Below are 19,814 nucleotides of genomic sequence, written 5' to 3'. Positions count from 1 at the left end.
CTCGAAGGCCGGGACATCTGGTATCACCAAGCCCTGCGCGACGTCAGCGACGATTGCCCGCCCGAGCCGATGGACGCAGAAGATCCACTGTTCATCCTCTACACCTCCGGCAGCACCGGCAAGCCCAAAGGCGTGCTGCACACCACCGGCGGTTACCTGTTGCAAGCGGCGATGACCTTCAAATACGTACTCGATTACCGCGACGATGAAGTGTTCTGGTGCACCGCCGACGTCGGCTGGGTCACCGGTCACAGCTACATCGTCTATGGTCCGCTGGCTAATGGCGCTACCACGCTGATCTTCGAGGGCGTGCCGAGCTACCCGAGCAGCTCGCGCTTCTGGCAGGTCATCGACAAACACCACGTGAATATCTTCTACACCGCGCCGACCGCCCTGCGCTCACTGATGCGCGAAGGTGCCGAACCGCTGAAGGAAACGTCCCGCGCCAGCCTCAGATTACTCGGCAGCGTCGGTGAACCGATCAACCCCGAAGCGTGGGACTGGTACTTCAACGCGGTCGGCGAACAGCGTTGCCCAATCGTCGACACCTGGTGGCAGACCGAAACCGGCGGCATCATGCTCAGCCCATTGGTCAGCGCTCAGCGAATCAAACCCGGCTGCGCCACGCAACCGATGTTCGGCGTGCAACCGGTGCTGCTGGATGAAACGGGCAAGGAAATGAAAGGCGCCGGCAGTGGCGTGCTGGCGATCAAATCCAGCTGGCCAGCGCAGATTCGCAGCGTTTATGGCGATCCGCAACGGATGGTCGACACCTATTTCAAACCCTACCCCGGCTACTATTTCACCGGTGACGGTGCTCGTCGCGACGAGGATGGCGATTACTGGATCACCGGGCGCATCGACGACGTGATCAACGTTTCCGGGCACCGCATCGGTACCGCCGAGGTGGAAAGTGCGCTGGTAGTGCATGACAGCATCGCTGAAGCCGCCGTCGTAGGTTATCCCCATGACGTCAAAGGCCAAGGCATATACGCCTTCGTCACCCCCATGAACGGCACCGAGCCCAATGACGAGTTGAAGAAGGAACTGCTGGCTCACGTCAGCAAGGAAATCGGCAGTTTCGCCAAGCCGGACCTGATTCAGTGGGCGCCGGCCTTGCCGAAAACCCGTTCCGGCAAGATCATGCGGCGGATTTTGCGCAAGATTGCCTGCAACGAGCTCGATACACTGGGCGACACGTCTACGCTGGCTGATCCGAGCGTGGTGCAGGACCTGGTGGATAAACGTTTGAATCAATAATCTGTACGCAGCTCCCCGGTGGGAGCGAGCCTGCTCGCGATGGCGTGAACGGTAACGCTGGTCTCCTGAGGAAACGCGGCGCGCTTGAGCCTATCGCGAGCAAGCTTCGCCCCTACATGGAGCTTCTTTTTCACCACAGAGTCGCCATGGAATTTATCCGCAGCCGCATCGAAACCCAGGTCATGAGCCTTACTGGTCTATCCCTCGGCAAGCTTGATCTGGAAAACCCCAAAGGCGATCCCGGCCTGTTCGGCCCCGATTCGGTGAGCTGGCAAATCCACGGTGATTTCAGCAGCATGCTTATCGGCGGCATCAGTGCGTTGATGCTCCAGGCCCTGCATCCGCTCGCACTGGCCGGGGTCTGGGACCATTCGAATTTTCGCGAGGACATGCTCGGTCGGTTGCGCCGCACCGGGCAGTTCATTTCAGGCACTACCTTCGGCTCGCGCCAGGATGCCGACTGGTTGATCGAGAAAGTGCGCACCATTCACTTGCAGGTCACCGGCACAGCGCCGGATGGGCGGACTTATGCGGCCAGTGATCCAGACCTGTTGACCTGGGTGCATGTGGCCGAAGTCAGCAACTTTATGGCGGCGCATCTGCGTTATCGCAATCCGGATTTATCGCTCGACGATCAGGACCGTTATTACGACGAAATCGCGCTGATTGCCGAACGCCTCGGCGCCCGTGATGTGCCACGCTCGCGACAGCAAATTGCCGATTACCTTGAACGAATCCGTCCGCAACTGCTGTGCGATGCGCGCAGCCGCGAAGTCTTGCGACTGCTGCTGAATGCGCCTGCGCCGAGTCGTCTCGCCAAGCCGTTCGGCGGTCTGATGATGCAGGCCGGGATCGATTTGCTGCCGGACTGGGCGAGCGACATGCTCGGCGTCAGGCAAAATCTGCTGCAACGCAAAATGATCCGCGCCAGCGTCAACCGCAGCGCGCCGATGCTGCGCTGGGCGGTTCGTAATGGTTCGGTGCAACGGGCGCGACGGCGGATGGGGCTGAGCTGACGCTCAGAGCTGCAAGCTTGAAGCTTGAAGCTTGAAGCTTGAAGCTCAGTAACTGCTAAACTCCCGCGCCAAATTCCCTCCTGCAAGGCGCCCAGCATGTCTTCCTTGAATCAGGCGCTGCGCGCCGCCCTCGATCATCGCCAGGACTTGCTTGCCGAACTGCATCAGCAAGGCACCGATTGCTACCGCCTGTTCCACGGCAGCCAGGAAGGCGCCGGTGGTCTGACCATCGACCGTTACGGCCCGCAACTGTTGGTGCAAAGCTTTCACCAGTCGCTCGAACATGACGCTCTCTTGCAGTTGCACGCCATCGTCAATCAGCAACTGGGCCTCGATACCCTGCTGGTCTACAACGATCGCTCACGAGGCAATTCGCGCATTGACCGGGAAGACAACGTCTACCGCGCCGACGAGGCTGCGCTGCAAGACTTGATCGGTCACGAATGGGGTTTGAATTATCGCGTCCGTGGTCGCCATGCCGGCCAGGACCCGCTGCTGTTCCTCGACCTGCGCAACACGCGCGGCTGGGTCAAGGCGCACAGCAAGAACAAAAGCGTGCTGAACCTGTTTGCCTACACCTGTGGCGTTGGCCTCAGCGCAGCAGCGGGGGGCGCGAGTGAGGTGTGCAACCTGGATTTCGCCGAGGGCAATCTCGCCGTCGGTCGCGAGAACGGGCTGCTCAACCCGCAGCTGCCGACCATGCAGTTCATCCAGTCGGACTATTTTCCGGCGATCCGCCAACTCGCCGGCCTGCCGATCAGCCAGCGTCGCGGGCAAAAACTGCCAAGTTATCAGCGCCTCGAACAACGTCAGTACGATCTGGTGCTGCTCGATCCTCCGGCCTGGGCCAAGAGCGCGTTCGGCACAGTCGACCTGTTGCGCGACTATCAAAGCCTGCTCAAACCGGCACTGCTGACCACCGCTGACGACGGCGTGCTGATCTGTTGCAACAATTTGGCGAAAGTCAGCATGGACGACTGGCGCGAGCAGGTTTTGCGTTGCGCGGAGAAAGCCGGACGGCCAGTGCGTGAGTGGACGGTGATGAAGCCGGGCGGCGATTTCCCGTCAATGGATCAACAACCGCCGCTGAAAACCCTGATCCTGCAGCTGTGAAAACCAGAGAAACTTTCAGATAAATCCTATAACGCGAGGTGGCTTCGGAACCGGATTCGCGTGCCATACTCCAAGGCATTCCGATTCAGACAGATGAAGCCGCACATGCCCAAAGGATTGATCCGCGCTTTCGGCGCACTGTTGACTGCTCTGGCCCTCTACAGCCTGTTGGGTTTTTTGATTTTGCCGGGCATCGCGTTGCGTGTGGCCAATCAGCAACTGGCCAACTACGCGACGACGCCCGCGACACTTCAACGGATCGAAATCAACCCCTTCAGCCTTGAAGTCACCTTGTGGGGTCTGGTGGTCGGCGAGCCGGGCAAAGAGCAGATCGGCTTCGAACGCCTGTACGCGAATCTGCAGCTCGACAGCCTTTGGACCAAAGCGCTGCATTTGTCCGACATCGAGCTCGACAAATCCAAAACCGAAATCCTCTTCGGCAAGGACGGCAAGCTGAATCTGCTGGGGCTGTTCAAAGTGCCCGCCAGCGAGCCAACCCCTGCCGACCCGGACGCCAAACCGTTCCCGCTGCGCATCGAGCGCATCAAACTGGCCGACGGTTCCGTGCACTTCAAGGATGAACGCCCGAGCGAACCGATCGAGTTTCTCTACGACCAGCTCGATTTCGAACTGAATAATCTCAGCACCTTGCCTGAAGACAGCGCCGACATGACGCTGGTGGCCGTCGGCCCGGCAGGCGGCAAGATCGACTGGACCGGAAATTTCAGCCTGATCCCGATCGCCTCCGAGGGTAAGCTGAAGATTACCGACGGCAAAATGAAATCCTTCTGGCCTTATGTGCGTGACGCTGTGCCATTGGTGCTTGAGGACGGCGTCTTCAGCCTCAGCACCGACTACAAGCTGAACCTGTCCAAGAAAACCGAACTGCTGCTGAGCAACGTCGCGCTCAACGTTGCACCGTTCGCCATCAAGGCGCCGGATGGCCGCCCACTGGCGAGGCTTGCACGCCTGGACCTCAGCGAGACAAGCGTCGATCTGGCGAAGCAGCAAGTGATCGTTGGCAAGATCCGCAGCCAGAAACTGGAAACCTGGGCAGCGCTCGAAGCGGACGGGCAACTCGACTGGCAAAAACTGTTTGCCAGCCAACCGTCCAAAGAGGCCGCCAAGGCCAACGCCGAACCGGTCGACACGCCGGCCGCCGCCGATTCACCTGCGGCAGAACCGACGCCACCGAGCAAACCGTGGCAAGTGCTGCTTAAAGACGTGCAGTTGCGCGACTACCAAGTGCATTTGGAAGACCGCAAAGCGCAGCCCGTGGTGGCGCTGGATGTCGGCCCGCTGAATCTTGATTTGCAGAATTTCGACAGTCTCAACGGTTCGCCCTTCGCGCTCAAGCTCGACACTGGCGTGGGCAAGCAAGGCAAACTGATGGCAGATGGTCAGGTCAATCTGGCCCCGGTCAGTGCCAGATTGAACGTGCAAACCCGGGACATTGACCTGCGGATCGCACAGTCCTACATCAATCCGTTTATCCGCCTCGAGCTGCGCAGCGGCATGCTCGGCAGTGATCTGGCGGTGGACCTGAAAAGCACCGAGCCGCTGGCATTCAGCGTCACCGGCAAAGCCCAGGTTGATCAACTGCACACCCTCGACACCCTGAAAACCCGCGACTTTCTCAAGTGGCAGCAACTGGTGCTCGAAGGCTTGAATTACCAGCACGGCGACAGCCTGACGATTGCCAAGGTCAACCTGTTCCAGCCCTATGTGCGCTTCATGATCAACGACGACCGCACCACCAACGTCGATGATCTGCTGATTCCGCAGCCGGCGGATTCAACCGCCAAGACGACCCCAGGCAAACCCGCCAACCGGGAAAAACCGCTGGGTATTCACGTGGGCGGTGTTGCCATCAATGACGGTTCGGCGAATTTCGCCGACTTCAGCCTGACGCCGAATTTCGCCACGGCCGTGCAACAGCTCAATGGCCAGATCGGCACCATCGACAGCCGCCAGGCAAAACCGGCGACGGTGGACATCAAAGGCAAGGTCGACCGCTATGCACCGGTGACCATCAAGGGCGCGGTCAATCCGTTCGACCCGATGGCCAGCCTCGACATCGCCACCAGTTTCAAGCGTGTAGAACTGACCACGCTGACGCCCTACTCCGGCAAATTCGCCGGTTACCGCATCCGCAAGGGTCGGCTCAATCTCGACCTGCATTACATGATCACCAAAGGCCAGCTCAAAGCCGAAAACAAAGTGGTGGTGGAACAGCTGCAACTGGGTGAAAAGGTCGACAGCCCCGACGCCACCAGCCTGCCGCTGAAGCTCGCCATCGCTCTGCTCAAGGATGTCGACGGCAAGATTTCCATCGAGTTGCCGGTCACTGGCGACCTCAACAATCCGCAGTTCAGCGTCATGCCGATTGTCTGGCAGACCCTGCGCAATCTGATCGTCAAAGCCGCTGCGGCGCCCTTCAAGATGATAGGTGGTCTGGTCAGGGGCGGCGGTTCGGAAGATCTGGGCACGGTGTCGTTTGCGGCCGGTTCCAGCGAATTGAACAAGGATGCCGAGGGTTCACTGATCAAACTGTCACAGGCGCTGAAAGAACGTCCGACCCTGCGTCTGGAAATTGAAGGCACTGCCGCTGCTCGCAGCGACGGCCCGCTGATTGCCAATGAGCGCCTGGAACGTGAATACCAGTACAACTACTACAAGATGCTCCAGCGTCGCGGCGACAAAGTACCGGCGCAAGCGTCATTGCTCGAGGTGCCCGAGGGCGAGAAAGGTGCGTTGCTGGAAGGCATCTACCGCACCCGATTGAAAACCCAGCCACCGACGGAATGGAAGGACCTCGGCAAGGAAGAGCGCACGGCGAAAATGCATGAGGGTGTGATCGCGTTCTGGAGTTCCAGCGAAGTCTTGCTGCGTCAGCTCGGCCAGGACCGTGCCAGCAGCATCAAGGATTACCTAGTCGACAAAGGTCAGCTGGCCGACGACCGCGTGTACTTCATCGACTCCAGCCTCGGTGAACCCGAGAGCGATGGCCGCGTGGTTACGCCTCTGCACCTGGATGCCGAGTGATGATCAAACGTTTTGTGTTGGGCCTGATACTGAGTGTTGCCGCCAGTCATACGATGGCCGCCAATACGTTGCGTTGCGGTAGCCACTTGGTCAGCGTCGGCGATCGCTCGGGCGAGGTTCTGCAAAAATGCGGAGAGCCAGTGAGTCGCGATGTGCTGGGCTACAAGCGCAGCGCCAACCGGCGGGAAGAGTTTCAGGTCGAGGAATGGACTTACGGTCCGAACGGCGGGATGTATCAGTACCTGCGGTTCGAAGGTAATCGCCTGAAACAAATCACCAGCAACCGCGGCAATTGAGCCACCGAGCGCTTTTGTAATTGGATGGACTCGCCCTCGCTGTCGATGGCTGTTTAGACTGCCACCGTGGCGCATTGACGCCTCGGCTTGGGCGAGTCCATCCAATTACAGGTTTTGCGTTGCCCACAATAGAACAGGCCCCGGACACGCATGTCAGGGGCCTGTAATGGCCACAATCCTTGTGGCCGTCGCATGAACTCTCAGTTGCGGTAGACGTATGACTCGGCTCGTCTACCGCGCCTTCTCCCGGTTCAGGCGAGAAGTCTTAACTTACTCGGATTTCAGGCCGTCAGCGGAGACCGCTTTAACGCCTTTGATCTTCTTGGCAATAGCGACTGCAACGTCTTTTTGCGAATCAGTCACTGCAGTAGTCGACGACAGGGAAACAACGCCTTTGTTGGTTTCTACCTTGATGTCGGTACCAGGAATGCCTTTTTCGGTAACCAGATCAGCTTTGACTTTAGTGGTGATCCAGGTGTCGGAGGTAACTTCTTTTGCTTCAGTCACTTCACCGGCGGCCAGAACCATTGGAGCCTGGGATGCCTGAGTGGCGGCGAAGGCAGCGTTGGCCATGGTCAGGGTCAGCGCGGTAGCAGTAGCGGCAGCGATAGCGAACTTCTTCATACGAGTAACTCCTGTTTTTCTTTAAAGTCTGCTGCGTGTGTTGTCAGCAGGGTTACTGGGTATGTTGCGAAGGGTGTGCCAACTTTGAGACAGGATTTTATTTGTTATAAATCAATAGGTTATGGAGATGGTTGATTTTCGGAATCATGCATTTTGCATGAGTTGGAAATTATCGACATGCAAGTTGCGGGATTTGGGGTGGGCGTAAGGCCATGAATTTCTAAGGTTTTTACTCTTGCTGAGCCTTCTGTAAGAAAACTTTATCAATCAGCAAAAAAAACCCGCCTTTAAGAGGCGGGCATTTCGTTATGAAGCATTTATCAGGTGCCTGTAGGGCAACCAGCTGGCGCGTAGTCCGCTGTAGCGGTTGTTTTGCAAGACCACCCAGCAGCAGCATCACGGGTCAGGGTAACAGTAGAGTTGGCAACTGCGGGTGGCGCCCCTTTCAGAGTACAGACGATCCCGGTGGCTGGAGCTGTTGCTACTGTAATTGTGCAGTGCGTGGTATTGGCATTGCTTGTGATATCCGCTACAGCAGGAGCAGCAGTGCCGGAATTGAGCTTGTCCTCATAATTCACCTTCAACGCAGAAATTTCCGCCAACCCCGCCGTCACCTTCGCCCGCGCCTGATACTTCGAATAAGCCGGCAAAGCAAACGTCGCCAAAATCCCGATAATCGCCACCACGATCAGCAGCTCGATAAGGGTAAAACCTTTCTGTGTGTTCATTAACAAGCTCCGGTGCATGAGTCAAAATCCCATGATCTGATTAGCCCAAAGCACAGCTCATGCCAAAGCCGTTACCCGCAGTCGGCCGCGCGCGAAAAACCTCAGAGCGCCCTTTCCTACCCCCACCGTCCGCACTTTCTGACAATTTTTGTCACCTCGGCATCCATGGTTTGGCTCCGCCGGTTGACTACGCTATAAGTCATGCATAGTTTGCGTCCGGAATCCCCATGAACGATATCGCCCTAAGCGGCCTGGCCAAGCAATTGGTCCTGGCCGAACTGATCACTGAAAAAAGCGCACAACAGGCGTATGAGCAAGCTCAGCGCAGCAAAACCTCCCTGATCAGTTATCTGGTGCAGAACAAACTGGTGGGCAGCCGCCAGGTGGCCGAGATTGCTTCGGAGCATTTCGGCATGCCGTTGCTGGACCTCAGCTGCCTAGACAAAGAGTCCCAGCCCACCGGCCTGGTCAGTGAGAAACTGCTCCGCCAGCACCACGCGCTGCCCCTGTGGCGACGCGGCAATAAGCTGTTCGTCGGCGTTTCCGACCCGACCAATCTTCAAGCCATCAACGATATCCAGTTCAGCACCGGGCTCGGCACCGAAGCCATTCTGGTCGAAGACGACAAGCTCTCGGACGCGTTGGACAAGTTCTTCGACAACCAAAGCACCGGCCTCGAAGACATGGCCGATGTCGACCTTGATGGCGTGAACATCGAGTCGGGCGACGACAACCGCCAGGAATCCATCGCCGGGCAGGATGCCGATGACGCACCGGTGGTGCGCTTCGTCCACAAGATGTTGCTCGACGCCATCAAAAGCGGCTCTTCCGACCTGCACTTCGAACCTTACGAAAAAACCTACCGCGTGCGGATGCGCACCGACGGCATGCTGCGCGAAGTCGCCAAGCCGCCGATCCAGCTGGCCGCGCGCATCGCCGCGCGCCTGAAGGTCATGGCCAGCCTGGATATTTCCGAGCGGCGCAAACCTCAGGACGGGCGAATCAAGATGCGTCTGTCGAAGAGCAAGTCGATCGACTTCCGGGTCAACACCTTGCCGACCCTGTGGGGCGAAAAAGTGGTGATCCGGATCCTCGACCCCACCAGCGCGCAAATGGGTATCGATGCACTCGGCTATGAGCCCGGTCAGAAGGACCTGTACATGGCTGCCCTCAAACAGCCGCAGGGCATGATCCTCGTCACCGGCCCTACCGGTTCGGGTAAAACCGTGTCGCTCTACACCGGCCTGAATATCCTCAATACCGTGGACATCAACATCTCCACGGCCGAGGACCCGGTGGAAATCAACATGGAAGGCATCAACCAGGTCAACGTCAATCCCAAACAGGGGCTGGGCTTTCCCCAGGCGTTGCGCTCATTTTTGCGTCAAGATCCTGACGTGATCATGGTCGGTGAGATCCGCGACCTGGAAACCGCAGAGATTGCGATCAAGGCTGCGCAGACCGGTCACCTGGTGTTATCGACCCTGCACACCAACAGCGCCGCCGAAACCCTGACCCGTCTGCACAACATGGGCATTCAGGGTTTCAACATCGCCACCTCGGTCACGCTGATCATTGCCCAGCGTCTGGCCCGCAAACTGTGCAGCCATTGCAAGAAACCCATCGACATCCCCCGCGAAGCGCTGATCAAGGAAGGGTTCCCCGAAGAGCTTCTCGGTTCGTTCACCATTTATGAGCCAGTCGGCTGCGATCACTGCAACGGTGGCTATAAAGGACGTGTGGGGATTTACGAAGTGGTGAAGAACACGCCGGACCTGCAACGCTTGATCATGGCCGAGGGCAATTCACTGGAAATCGATATTCAGATGCGCAAGGACGGCTTCAACGACCTGCGTACTTCCGGGCTGATCAAGGCCATGCAAGGCATCACCAGCCTTGAGGAAATCAACCGGGTTACCAAGGATTGAACATGGCGGTCAAAGCAGCAAAAATCAGTGTTTACAGCTGGGAAGGTACGGACAAGAAAGGCACGAAAATGGCCGGCGAGCTCACCGGCCAGAGTCCGGCGCTGATCAAGGCGCAACTGCGCAAGCAAGGCATCAACCCGGGCAAGGTGCGCAAGAAGTCCGCGTCGATCCTGAGCCTGGGCAAACGCATCAAGGCGCAGGACATCGCCCTGTTCACCCGGCAGATGGCGACCATGATGAAAGCCGGCGTGCCACTGTTGCAGTCGTTCGACATCATTGGCGAAGGCTTCGACAACCCGGCCATGCGCAAACTGGTCGACGAGGTCAAACAGGAAGTCGCGGCAGGCAACAGCTTCGCCGCAGCCTTGCGCAAAAATCCGCAATATTTCGATGAGCTCTACTGCAACCTCGTCGACGCCGGTGAACAGGCGGGTGCGCTGGATACCCTGCTGGAGCGCGTCGCCACTTATAAAGAGAAAAGCGAAGCCCTCAAAGCCAAAATCAAGAAGGCGATGACTTACCCGGCGGCGGTGGTGTTCGTGGCGATCATTGTGACCGGGATCCTGCTGGTCAAGGTCGTGCCGCAGTTCGAATCGGTGTTTAAAGGTTTTGGCGCGGAACTGCCAGGTTTTACCGTGATGGTCATAGGCCTGTCGGAGTTTCTGCAGGAATGGTGGTGGGTGATCCTTGGCCTGCTGATCGCGGCGATATTCGGCGTACGGCATGCCTTCAAGAAGTCCCAGGCCTTCAGGGACCGCACCGACACCTGGATGCTGAAAGTGCCGCTGGTTGGCACGCTGATGTACAAGTCTGCCGTCGCTCGCTATGCACGCACCCTCTCGACCACGTTCGCTGCCGGCGTGCCGCTGGTGGAGGCGCTGGAATCGGTAGCGGGTGCCACCGGCAACATCGTCTTCAAGCGCGCGGTGTTGCGCATCAAACAGGATGTGTCGACGGGCATGCAGCTGAATTTCTCCATGCGCACCTCGGGGATCTTTCCCAACATGGCGATTCAAATGACAGCCATTGGCGAAGAGTCCGGCGCACTGGACGACATGCTCGACAAGGTCGCCAGTTTCTACGAGGCCGAAGTGGATAACATGGTCGACAACCTCACCAGCCTGATGGAGCCCTTCATCATGGTCGTCCTCGGCGTCATCGTCGGCGGTCTGGTGGTTGCGATGTACCTGCCTATCTTCCAACTCGGCTCAGCGATCTGACATGCCTTTGAATGAAATCCTGACTGTCTATCCGCTGGCCTTCATCGTTATTGCCTGCATCGTTGGCCTGCTGGTCGGCAGCTTCCTTAACGTGGTGATCTGGCGACTGCCGAAAATGCTCGCCCGTGAGTGGCGCGCGCAAGCCCTCGACATGCTCGGTTTGCCCGCCGAGCCCGCGCTGCCGACCTACAACCTGCTGTTGCCGCACTCACAGTGCCCGCATTGCGACCATCGTATCCGCGCGTGGGAAAACATCCCGGTGCTCAGTTACGTGTTTTTACGCGGACGCTGTGCGGGGTGCGCGGCGCCCATCAGCAAACGCTATCCACTGACCGAACTGGCCTGCGGCGTGCTGTCGGGGTTCGTTGCCTGGCATTTCGGTTTCGGCTGGCCGGCGCTGATGGTGCTGTTGCTGACCTGGGGCCTGTTGGCGATGAGCCTGATCGACGCCGAGCATCAATTGCTGCCGGATGTGCTGGTGCTGCCGCTGTTGTGGCTCGGCCTGATCGTCAACAGTTTCGGGCTGTTCGTGCCGCTGACGGAAGCCTTGTGGGGCGCAGTGGCCGGTTATCTGGCCTTGTGGTCGGTGTTCTGGGTGTTCAAGCTGATAACCGGCAAGGACGGCATGGGCCATGGCGATTTCAAGCTGCTGGCGATGTTGGGCGCTTGGGGCGGCTGGCAGATTTTGCCGCTGACGCTGCTCTTGTCTTCACTGGTGGGTGCCGTGATTGGCCTGATCATGCTGCGCCTGCGTAACGCGCAAACCTCGACGCCGATCCCTTTTGGACCTTATCTGGCCATTGCCGGCTGGATTGCCTTGCTCTGGGGTGGTCAAATAACCGCCTTCTATTGGCAGTTTGTCGGTTTGCAATGAAAACCCCTGTGAAAACACCCTGGATTCTTGGCCTCACCGGCGGCATCGGCAGCGGCAAAAGCGCGGCCGCCGAGCACTTCATCAGCCTTGGTGTGCACGTGGTGGACGCCGATCACGCAGCGCGCTGGGTGGTCGAGCCGGGCCGTCCGGCGCTGGCGAAAATCGTCGAACATTTCGGTCCCGGCGTGCTGCAAGGCGATGGCCAGCTGGATCGCGCGGCCCTGCGCAAACTGATTTTTGAAGTGCCGGAACAGCGCTTGTGGCTCGAAGCGCTGCTGCATCCGCTGATCGCTGAAGAAATCGTCGAACATCTGGGCAAGGCACAATCGTCTTACGCGATTCTGGTGTCGCCGCTGCTGATCGAGTCCGGCCAGCACAGCATGACCCAGCGCGTGCTGGTGATCGACGCCCCTGAACAATTGCAGATTGAGCGCACCTTGCAACGTGACCAGACCAGCGAGCAACAGGTCCAGGCGATCCTCAAGGCGCAATCCAGCCGCCAGGATCGCGTGAGCCATGCCGACGATGTGGTGGTCAATGACCGCGACCTCGCCTGGCTGCACAGCGAGATCGAGCGTCTGCATCACTTTTACCTAACTTTGCGTGGAGGCCAGTCATGAGCCAAACCCCAACCGTCGAATGCCCAACCTGTGGCGCCCCGGTCGAATGGACCCCAAACAGCACGTTCCGGCCGTTCTGTTCCGATCGCTGCAAACTGATCGACCTGGGCGCGTGGGCCTCGGAAGAACACAAGATCCCGGTCAGCCCGGACGCCGAAGACGATCTGTTCAGCGAAGATTTTGAGCCGCGTCATTGACCGCGTCATTGATCAGGGTTTCGGCTCTTCATCCTTCCACGGCGCTGACAGGTAGCGCGTGCGGTTGAAAGTCTCCAGCCACTCAGGGCTGAACACCACCAGCGCGCTGACCACCATCCCGTTGATGAACGCCTCCGGAAAAATGATCAACCACAGGTAACCGACGAAATCCTCCAGCCAGTACGGCATGGCGAATCGTCCGTCGAACCACAGCAGCCACAGGGCCAGCAGCAGGCACAACAACGCCGAGACCGCCGCCGCGAAGAAACCCGAAACGAAGATATACACAAAGGGATTTCGCGGCTGCGCGCGCTCCACCAGAATCGCGCAGCACTCGGTCACCAGCACCGGCAGCAGAATCAGCAACGCGCCATTCACCCCCATTGCGGCCAGGTCCTGGCGCCCCAGGAGGATTAGCCCCACCTGCGCAATCAGCCCGCCGACGATCGCCAGCGGCCAATCGAGCAGCAGCGTCACCGCCGTCATGCCGAGAAAATGGTAAGACACGCCGGTATCGAAATCCCGTCGCACCAGCCACAGCATGAACAGCGCAAACACAGTGCCGAACAGCAGATGCTGGCGCCGGCTGTCCGCGAACAATTCAACCCACGGCACACGGCAGATTGCCCACAGCAGTACCGGCGCATAGATCAGCCAACCCACTGTGAGGCTCTGCGGTGATAACAATTCGGCGCCGATCATGGCTACAGGTCTCCGGCACTTGGGCCAATACTACCGGGAGGTCGCCCGGGTAGCAGAGTGCCCCTGAGGATCGCCCTCAGTCTACACCGGGGTTCCCGGTGGCATTAAGTAACGCATCCCACCGACGTAAATGGATTTATTGCCTAGACTCTTTCTGTCCACCGTGCGTTTTGGAATAAACGACACGACAAAACAACAAGAGGAACATGTGAATGCTCAAGTCTTTTTGCAAGGCAGCGGTCTGTGTATTGGCGCTGGGGGCGTCCGGTCTGTCGCTGGCAGCCGATCCGATCATCATCAAGTTCTCCCACGTGGTGGCCGAACAAACGCCCAAGGGTCAGGGCGCGCTGATGTTCAAGAAGCTCGTGGAAGAACGCCTGGCAGGCAAAGTCCGGGTCGATGTGTACCCCAACTCTTCGTTGTTCGGTGACGGCAAGGAAATGGAGGCGCTGCTGTCAGGCGATGTGCAACTGATTGCGCCGTCGCTGGCAAAATTCGAGCAATACACGCCGAAGCTGCAGCTGTTCGACCTGCCGTTTCTGTTTAACGACATCGCTGCAGTGGATCGCTTTCAGCTCAGTGCTGACGGACAGAATTTGCTGAAGTCGATGGAAGGCAAGAACATCACGGGCCTGGCGTATTGGCACAACGGCATGAAGCAATTGTCGGCCAACAAGGCACTGCGTGAACCCGCCGATGCGCGAGGCCTGAAGTTCCGCGTACAAGCCTCCGCCGTGCTGGAAGAGCAGTTCAAGGCCGTGCGCGCCAACCCGCGCAAAATGAGCTTCGCCGAGGTGTATCAAGGCTTGCAGACAGGCGTGGTGAATGGCGCGGAAAACCCTTACTCGAACATCTACAGCCAGAAGATGCACGAGGTGCAGAAATTCATCACCGAAACCGACCACGGCTTGCTCGACTACATGCTGATCACCAACACCAAGTTCTGGAGCGGCCTGCCGGCGGATGTGAAAACCGAACTGGACAAGATCATCGTCGAGGTGACGGCGCAGGTTAACAAGGACGCCGAGAAGCTGAACCAGGACGCCAAGCAGAACATCCTCACTGCAAAAACCACCGAGATCATCACGCTGACTCCAGAGCAGCGCGGCAAATGGCGTGAAGCGATGAAACCGGTGTGGTCGAAATTCGAAGCGGATATTGGCGCTGACCTGATCAAGGCCGCCGACGCCGCCAATCAGGCTCAGTAATCTGCCCGTGAGCGCCGCCTTAACGGGCGGCCGCTCGTTCACAGTCGTCACTCGATCGGGAGATGCCACTCATGAATGCCTTGCGGCGCATCTGGGAACATTTCGAAGAAGGCTTCATTGTTTTCCTGCTGGCAGCGATGACACTGGTGACCTTCGTTTACGTCATCCTGAACAACCTCTACAGCGTTTTTTACAGCTTCGCCGACTCGTGGCCGAGCGCCAGTGAACCGCTGTTCGCGATTGGCGACAGCATCATGGGCATGGCGCAAGCGATGACCTGGAGTATTTCGATGACCAAGGCCCTGTTCGCCTGGCTGATCTTTTTCGGCTTGTCGTACGGGGTGCGCACCGCGGGCCACATCGGCGTCGACGCTCTGGTGAAACTGGCGAGCAAACCGGTGCAGCGTTACATCGGTATCATTGCCTGCCTGTGCTGCCTCGGCTACGCGGGCCTGCTCAGTGTTGCGAGTTTCGAATGGATTCAAACCCTGTTCATCGCCGGCATCGGCGCCGAAGACCTGGGCCATTACGGCATCATGCAATGGCACATCGGGCTGATTGTCCCGGTGGGTTTCGCCTTGGTGTTCATCCGCTTTGCCGAAATCTTCGTGCGCATCGTACAGAATCGCCAGACTGGTCTGGGCCTGGCCGATGAAGCGGCAGACGTGCTGAAACTTACCGAGCATGAGGATGACCGCAAATGACCATTCTCTTCCTCTTTGTGGCGCTGTTCGTGCTGATGTTCATCGGCGTGCCGATTGCTGTATCGCTGGGTTTGGCCGGTTCGTTGACGATCCTGTTGTTCAGCCCCGACTCCGTACGCTCGCTGGCCATCAAGCTGTTCGAGACCTCCGAGCACTACACGCTGCTGGCGATCCCGTTCTTCCTGTTGGCCGGCGCCTTCATGACCACAGGCGGCGTGGCGCGGCGCCTGATCGACTTCGCCAACGCCTGCGTCGGTCATATCCGAGGTGGTCTGGCCATCGCTGCCGTGCTGGCGTGCATGCTGTTCGCCGCGCTGTCCGGCTCTAGCCCCGCGACCGTGGCGGCGGTGGGCTCGATCGCCATTGCAGGCATGGTCCGTTCCGGTTATCCACAGGCGTTTGGCGCCGGTATTGTCTGCAACGCCGGCACGCTGGGCATTCTCATTCCGCCCTCCATCGTGATGGTGGTGTATGCGGCGGCGACAGAAACCTCTGTCGGTAAACTGTTCATGGCCGGCGTGGTGCCTGGGCTGCTGCTGGGTACATTTCTGATGGTTGCCATCTACGTGGTCGCGGTCTGGAAAAACCTGCCGGCCATGCCGCGGGCGTCGATTCGTGAATGGCTGACGGCTGCGCGCAAGGCGATCTGGGGCCTGCTGCTGATGGTGATCATCCTCGGCGGCATCTATTCCGGGATGTTCACGCCGACCGAAGCAGCGGCCGTGGCGGCGGTTTACTCGGCGTTCGTGGCCCTGTTCGTCTACAAAGACATGACGTTTCGCGAGACACCAAAAGTGCTGCTGGAATCGGCCAAGCTGAGCATCATGCTGATGTTCATCATCGCCAACGCCATGCTCTTCGCCCATGTGCTGACCACAGAGCAAATACCGCAAACAATCACCGCCTGGGTTATTGCCGCGGGCCTGACACCGGTGACTTTCCTGCTGGTGGTCAACATTGTGTTGCTGATCGCGGGCGCATTCATGGAACCGTCGGCGATCATCCTGATCCTGGCGCCTATCCTGTTTCCGATTGCCATGGAATTGGGGATCGATCCGATTCACCTCGGCATCATCATGGTGGTCAACCTGGAGATCGGTCTGATAACCCCCCCCGTAGGGCTCAACCTGTTTGTCACGTCGGCGGTTACCGGCATGTCGCTGGGCGCCACCATCCGTGCGGCGATGCCATGGCTGATCATCCTGCTGCTGTTCCTGATATTGATCACCTACGTACCGTGGATTTCCCTGGCGCTGCCGAACTGGCTTGGAATGACGTGACGGAGCGTTACCATTACGACGCATTTGAACGCTAAGCTTGGGTCTATGGATGATTCAGATTACTTACGCCTGCTGACCATTGCGGCCGAGCAAGCCAACGCGTTCCTTTCCAATGCCCGCAAATGGGAGCGGGAGCGGTGGGTGTGTCAGCGTCTCTTGCAGGGGCTGAACATTCCCTACCGCGTTGATGAATTCGCCCCCGCCGGTGAGCCGCCGGACGTGCTGTTTCGCGATGCCAGTTTTGAAGTGTTCTTCGTCCTCGACGAAGGCCGGCGCCTCAATGACGAGTGGCGCGATGAACTGCAACGTCGACGCAGCGCGTTTTCCCTCAGCCAGCTGGTGCGCCGCGAAGCAAAACCCAAACGCATCCCTGCCAATGAATTCCTTTTGAGACTGGCACCGACCTTGCGCAAAAAAGCTCACAACTACAAAGAACGCGGTATGGACCTCGGTGAGCTGGACATCATTGCCTTCGCCAGTCTCAAGCGCGAAGTGCTCGACCTCAACAGTCATTTCCCGCCGCCCACCGAATACCTGCGCCAGGGCTGGCGCTCGTTGTCGCTGGTCGGTCCGACCTTCGCCCGTGTGTTGTTCGCCCACCCGGATGCGCCGGATTTCCTGCGCAGCAATTTGGGGCGCAGCATCGTCTTCGACGTCGGGATCAGCCTGTGACGCCATTGCAGGAATTGATTGCCGAGGTGCCGCAACAAGGTCGTGTTCGCTGGATCGGTGTACGCCCGGAACGGCACGCGCCGATGATCGAACTCGACGCGGTTGAAGCGCGCCTCGAAGCGGGCCTGACCGGTGATCGCGCGCGCCCCGGCGTGCGCAATGCGCGGCAAGTGACGCTGATTCAGTGGGAACATCTGGCCGTGATCAGTTCGCTGCTGGGACGTGCCGATGAGCATCCGGTGACGCCTGCGGACTTGCGCCGCAACATCGTCGTCAGCGGCATCAATCTGTTCAGCCTAAAGGGCCGGCGCTTCCGGATCGGCCAGGCGATTTTCGAAACTACCGGTTGGTGTCAGCCCTGCGCGCGTTTGCAGAACAGCCTCGGCCCAGGGACTTTTCAGGCTGTGCGCGGCCATGGTGGAATCACGGCCCGAGTGTTACAAAGCGGGATCATTCGCCTGGAAGACGCAGTGAGCGTCGATCCGATTCCGGACACCGGCTATGCTCCGTTCAACGTGCGATAAAAACCCGCTGTAGCTTCTTCACATTCAGTAACGTCTACCTGACGAGGCCAATATGACCAGCCGCCTGAACCCGGACGACCAGAAGCATGTCGAAGAGTACCTGCAATTGGCGCAGCACCAAGTCGAGCGCCGGCCTTTCCGGCCGTGGATGCTCCTGGTGCTGGTCGTCGCAGTGACCATTGGTTTAGGCCTGTTAAGCCGATTTATCAGTTACCTGACGCTATGAGCTGCTTAGCGCTCGCTCGGGTAATTGCACCGATTTCTTTTAGCCTTGCGAGATATCCCCATGACTCATCGTATTGTCATCGTTGGCGGCGGCGCCGGCGGTCTGGAGTTGGCTACCCGTCTGGGTAAGACTCTGGGCAAGCGCGGTACGGCCAGCGTAATGCTGGTCGACGCGAACCTGACCCACATCTGGAAACCGTTGTTGCACGAAGTGGCGGCCGGTTCTCTGAACTCCTCCGAAGACGAACTCAACTATGTTGCCCAGGCGAAATGGAACCACTTCGAGTTCCAGCTGGGGCGCATGAGCGGGCTTGACCGCGCGCAGAAAAAAATCCAGCTGGCCGCCACCTATGACGAAGCCGGACTGGAACTGGTACCGGCACGTGAAGTGGGTTACGACTCGCTGGTGATCGCGGTCGGCAGCACTACCAATGATTTCGGCACGCAAGGCGCGGCGCAGCATTGCCTGTTCCTCGACACGCGCAAGCAGGCCGAGCGTTTTCATCAGCAGTTGCTCAATCATTACCTGCGCGCCCATGCCGGGCAGACCGACAAGGTCGAGCAGATCAGCGTCGCCATCGTGGGCGCCGGTGCCACCGGTGTCGAACTGGCCGCCGAGCTGCACAACGCAGCGCATGAACTGGCGGCGTACGGGCTGGACCGGATCAAACCGGAAAACATGCACATTACCCTGATCGAAGCCGGACCACGGGTATTGCCTGCCCTGCCGGAGCGTATCGGCGGCCCTGTGCATAAAACCCTGGAGAAACTCGGGGTGAATGTCATGACCAACGCAGCGGTCAGCGAAGTCACGGCCGATAGCCTGATCACCGTCGATGGCAAAGTGATCAACGCCAGCCTGAAAGTCTGGGCGGCGGGGATTCGCGCGCCGGATTTCCTCAAGGACATCGACGGTCTGGAGACCAACCGCATCAATCAACTGCAGGTGTTGCAGACGCTGCAAACCACTCGCGACGAGAACATCTTCGCGTTTGGCGATTGCGCGGCCTGCCCGCAACCCGGCACCGATCGCAACGTGCCGCCGAGGGCCCAGGCTGCGCATCAACAGGCGTCGTTGCTGGCGAAATCGCTGAAACTGCGCATCGAAGGCAAGGCGCTGCCGGAATACAAATACACCGATTACGGCTCGCTGATTTCGCTGTCGCGCTTTTCGGCTGTGGGTAACTTGATGGGCAACCTGACGGGCAGCGTGATGCTCGAGGGCTGGCTGGCGCGAATGTTTTACGTGTCGCTGTACCGCATGCACCAGATGGCGTTGTACGGCGCATTTCGTACGGCGATGTTGATGCTGGGCAGCAAAATCGGGCGCGGAACCGAGCCTCGGTTGAAGTTGCACTAACGCCACCTGCTGTAGGAGCAAGCTTGCTCGCGATAGCATCGGCGCGGTGCACATGAACGACCGCGCTGTCTGCATCGCGAGCAAGCTTGCTCCTACACCGGGTTTCTTTGGACCTGGTTCCTGTGTCCCACTGTATCTCCCCCGCCGTTTCACCCCTTGGCTTACAAACTCCCCCTGTCGCGACACAGTAGCGATACACCACTGACGCTAAATGGCCA

General features: G+C 58.9%; 20 protein-coding genes. 17 read left to right on the top strand and 3 right to left on the bottom strand.

All coding sequences use genetic code 11. From position 1 onward, the window contains the following. From DU29_RS0120600 to DU29_RS0120580, 5 genes are all read left to right on the top strand, one after another. The coding region (locus tag DU29_RS0120600; protein ID WP_028623383.1) for an acetate--CoA ligase at window positions 1-1,260 on the top strand (1,260 nt) is incomplete at its 5' end. A gap of 146 nt (window positions 1,261-1,406) precedes the next feature. After that, window positions 1,407-2,276 (top strand): oxygenase MpaB family protein, encoded by an 870-nt coding sequence (locus tag DU29_RS0120595; protein WP_028623382.1) that lies wholly within the window; start codon window positions 1,407-1,409, stop codon window positions 2,274-2,276. A gap of 96 nt (window positions 2,277-2,372) precedes the next feature. Beyond that, window positions 2,373-3,389, top strand: coding sequence for a class I SAM-dependent rRNA methyltransferase (locus DU29_RS0120590; protein ID WP_028623381.1), 1,017 nt, complete (start codon window positions 2,373-2,375; stop codon window positions 3,387-3,389). A gap of 93 nt (window positions 3,390-3,482) precedes the next feature. Continuing rightward, entirely contained in the window at window positions 3,483-6,434 is a 2,952-nt protein-coding gene (locus tag DU29_RS0120585) for a DUF748 domain-containing protein (RefSeq protein WP_028623380.1), read from the top strand. Further along, window positions 6,434-6,730, top strand: coding sequence for a DUF2845 domain-containing protein (locus tag DU29_RS0120580; protein ID WP_028623379.1), 297 nt, complete (start codon window positions 6,434-6,436; stop codon window positions 6,728-6,730). The genes DU29_RS0120585 and DU29_RS0120580 overlap by 1 nt, the downstream gene beginning before the upstream one ends. Window positions 6,731-7,000: 270 nt before the next feature. Here the strand turns inward: DU29_RS0120580 and DU29_RS0120575 are convergent, their stop codons facing one another. Beyond that, window positions 7,001-7,354 (bottom strand): BON domain-containing protein, encoded by a 354-nt coding sequence (locus tag DU29_RS0120575; RefSeq protein WP_028623378.1) that lies wholly within the window; start codon window positions 7,352-7,354, stop codon window positions 7,001-7,003. A gap of 320 nt (window positions 7,355-7,674) precedes the next feature. Next, a complete protein-coding gene (locus DU29_RS0120570; RefSeq protein WP_028623377.1) occupies window positions 7,675-8,082 on the bottom strand; it encodes a pilin in 408 nt (135 codons plus the stop codon). A gap of 227 nt (window positions 8,083-8,309) precedes the next feature. On the opposite strand from DU29_RS0120570, the gene pilB reads away from it, so the two are divergent. From pilB to yacG, 5 genes are read left to right on the top strand one after another with little or no spacing between them, the layout of a single operon-like run. Next, window positions 8,310-10,010: a type IV-A pilus assembly ATPase PilB gene (gene pilB / locus DU29_RS0120565; protein ID WP_028623376.1), complete on the top strand. Its 1,701-nt coding sequence runs from the start codon at window positions 8,310-8,312 to the stop codon at window positions 10,008-10,010. A 2-nt stretch (window positions 10,011-10,012) separates the two neighbouring features. Continuing rightward, window positions 10,013-11,230, top strand: a complete 1,218-nt coding sequence (locus DU29_RS0120560; protein ID WP_028623375.1) for a type II secretion system F family protein — start codon at window positions 10,013-10,015, stop codon at window positions 11,228-11,230. Between the two features lies 1 nt (window position 11,231). Then, window positions 11,232-12,104, top strand: a complete 873-nt coding sequence (locus DU29_RS0120555; RefSeq protein ID WP_028623374.1) for a prepilin peptidase — start codon at window positions 11,232-11,234, stop codon at window positions 12,102-12,104. After that, entirely contained in the window at window positions 12,101-12,724 is a 624-nt protein-coding gene (gene coaE, locus DU29_RS0120550) for a dephospho-CoA kinase (RefSeq protein ID WP_028623373.1), read from the top strand. The genes DU29_RS0120555 and coaE overlap by 4 nt, the downstream gene beginning before the upstream one ends. Then, window positions 12,721-12,921: a DNA gyrase inhibitor YacG gene (gene yacG / locus DU29_RS0120545; RefSeq protein WP_028623372.1), complete on the top strand. Its 201-nt coding sequence runs from the start codon at window positions 12,721-12,723 to the stop codon at window positions 12,919-12,921. Before coaE ends, yacG begins: the two co-directional genes overlap by 4 nt. Before the next feature lie 12 nt (window positions 12,922-12,933). On the opposite strand, the gene DU29_RS0120540 is transcribed toward yacG, so the two are convergent. Beyond that, entirely contained in the window at window positions 12,934-13,623 is a 690-nt protein-coding gene (locus tag DU29_RS0120540) for an energy-coupling factor ABC transporter permease (RefSeq protein ID WP_028623371.1), read from the bottom strand. Window positions 13,624-13,835: 212 nt separating this feature from the next. On the opposite strand from DU29_RS0120540, the gene DU29_RS0120535 reads away from it, so the two are divergent. The 7 genes from DU29_RS0120535 (at window position 13,836) to DU29_RS0120505 (ending at window position 19,596) form a co-directional block, all read left to right on the top strand. Next, a complete protein-coding gene (locus tag DU29_RS0120535; RefSeq protein ID WP_028623370.1) occupies window positions 13,836-14,831 on the top strand; it encodes a TRAP transporter substrate-binding protein in 996 nt (331 codons plus the stop codon). Between the two features lie 71 nt (window positions 14,832-14,902). Then, complete coding sequence (locus DU29_RS0120530) at window positions 14,903-15,535, top strand: TRAP transporter small permease (RefSeq protein ID WP_028623369.1); 633 nt, start codon at window positions 14,903-14,905, stop codon at window positions 15,533-15,535. Continuing rightward, window positions 15,532-16,815, top strand: a complete 1,284-nt coding sequence (dctM, locus tag DU29_RS0120525; RefSeq protein WP_028623368.1) for a C4-dicarboxylate TRAP transporter large permease protein DctM — start codon at window positions 15,532-15,534, stop codon at window positions 16,813-16,815. Before DU29_RS0120530 ends, dctM begins: the two co-directional genes overlap by 4 nt. A gap of 45 nt (window positions 16,816-16,860) precedes the next feature. Further along, window positions 16,861-17,487: a DUF1780 domain-containing protein gene (locus tag DU29_RS0120520; RefSeq protein ID WP_028623367.1), complete on the top strand. Its 627-nt coding sequence runs from the start codon at window positions 16,861-16,863 to the stop codon at window positions 17,485-17,487. Next, window positions 17,484-18,011, top strand: coding sequence for an MOSC domain-containing protein (locus DU29_RS0120515; RefSeq protein WP_028623366.1), 528 nt, complete (start codon window positions 17,484-17,486; stop codon window positions 18,009-18,011). Before DU29_RS0120520 ends, DU29_RS0120515 begins: the two co-directional genes overlap by 4 nt. 52 nt (window positions 18,012-18,063) lie before the next feature. Next, the gene (locus tag DU29_RS01000000130270; protein WP_033050735.1) at window positions 18,064-18,237 is read left to right on the top strand and encodes a DUF3094 domain-containing protein; all 174 of its coding nucleotides are present in this window, start codon (window positions 18,064-18,066) and stop codon (window positions 18,235-18,237) included. Between the two features lie 60 nt (window positions 18,238-18,297). Beyond that, window positions 18,298-19,596 carry an NAD(P)/FAD-dependent oxidoreductase gene (locus tag DU29_RS0120505; RefSeq protein ID WP_028623365.1) on the top strand — a complete coding sequence of 433 codons (1,299 nt, stop codon included), beginning with the start codon at window positions 18,298-18,300 and terminating at the stop codon, window positions 19,594-19,596. Window positions 19,597-19,814: the final 218 nt, after the last annotated feature.

Origin of the sequence: Pseudomonas sp. Ant30-3 (genome assembly GCF_000690905.1) — a bacterium.
Taxonomy (GTDB): Bacteria; Pseudomonadota; Gammaproteobacteria; order Pseudomonadales; family Pseudomonadaceae; genus Aquipseudomonas.
The sequence above is the reverse complement of the archived record's forward strand: the minus strand, read 5'-3'. Positions and strand labels throughout refer to the sequence as shown.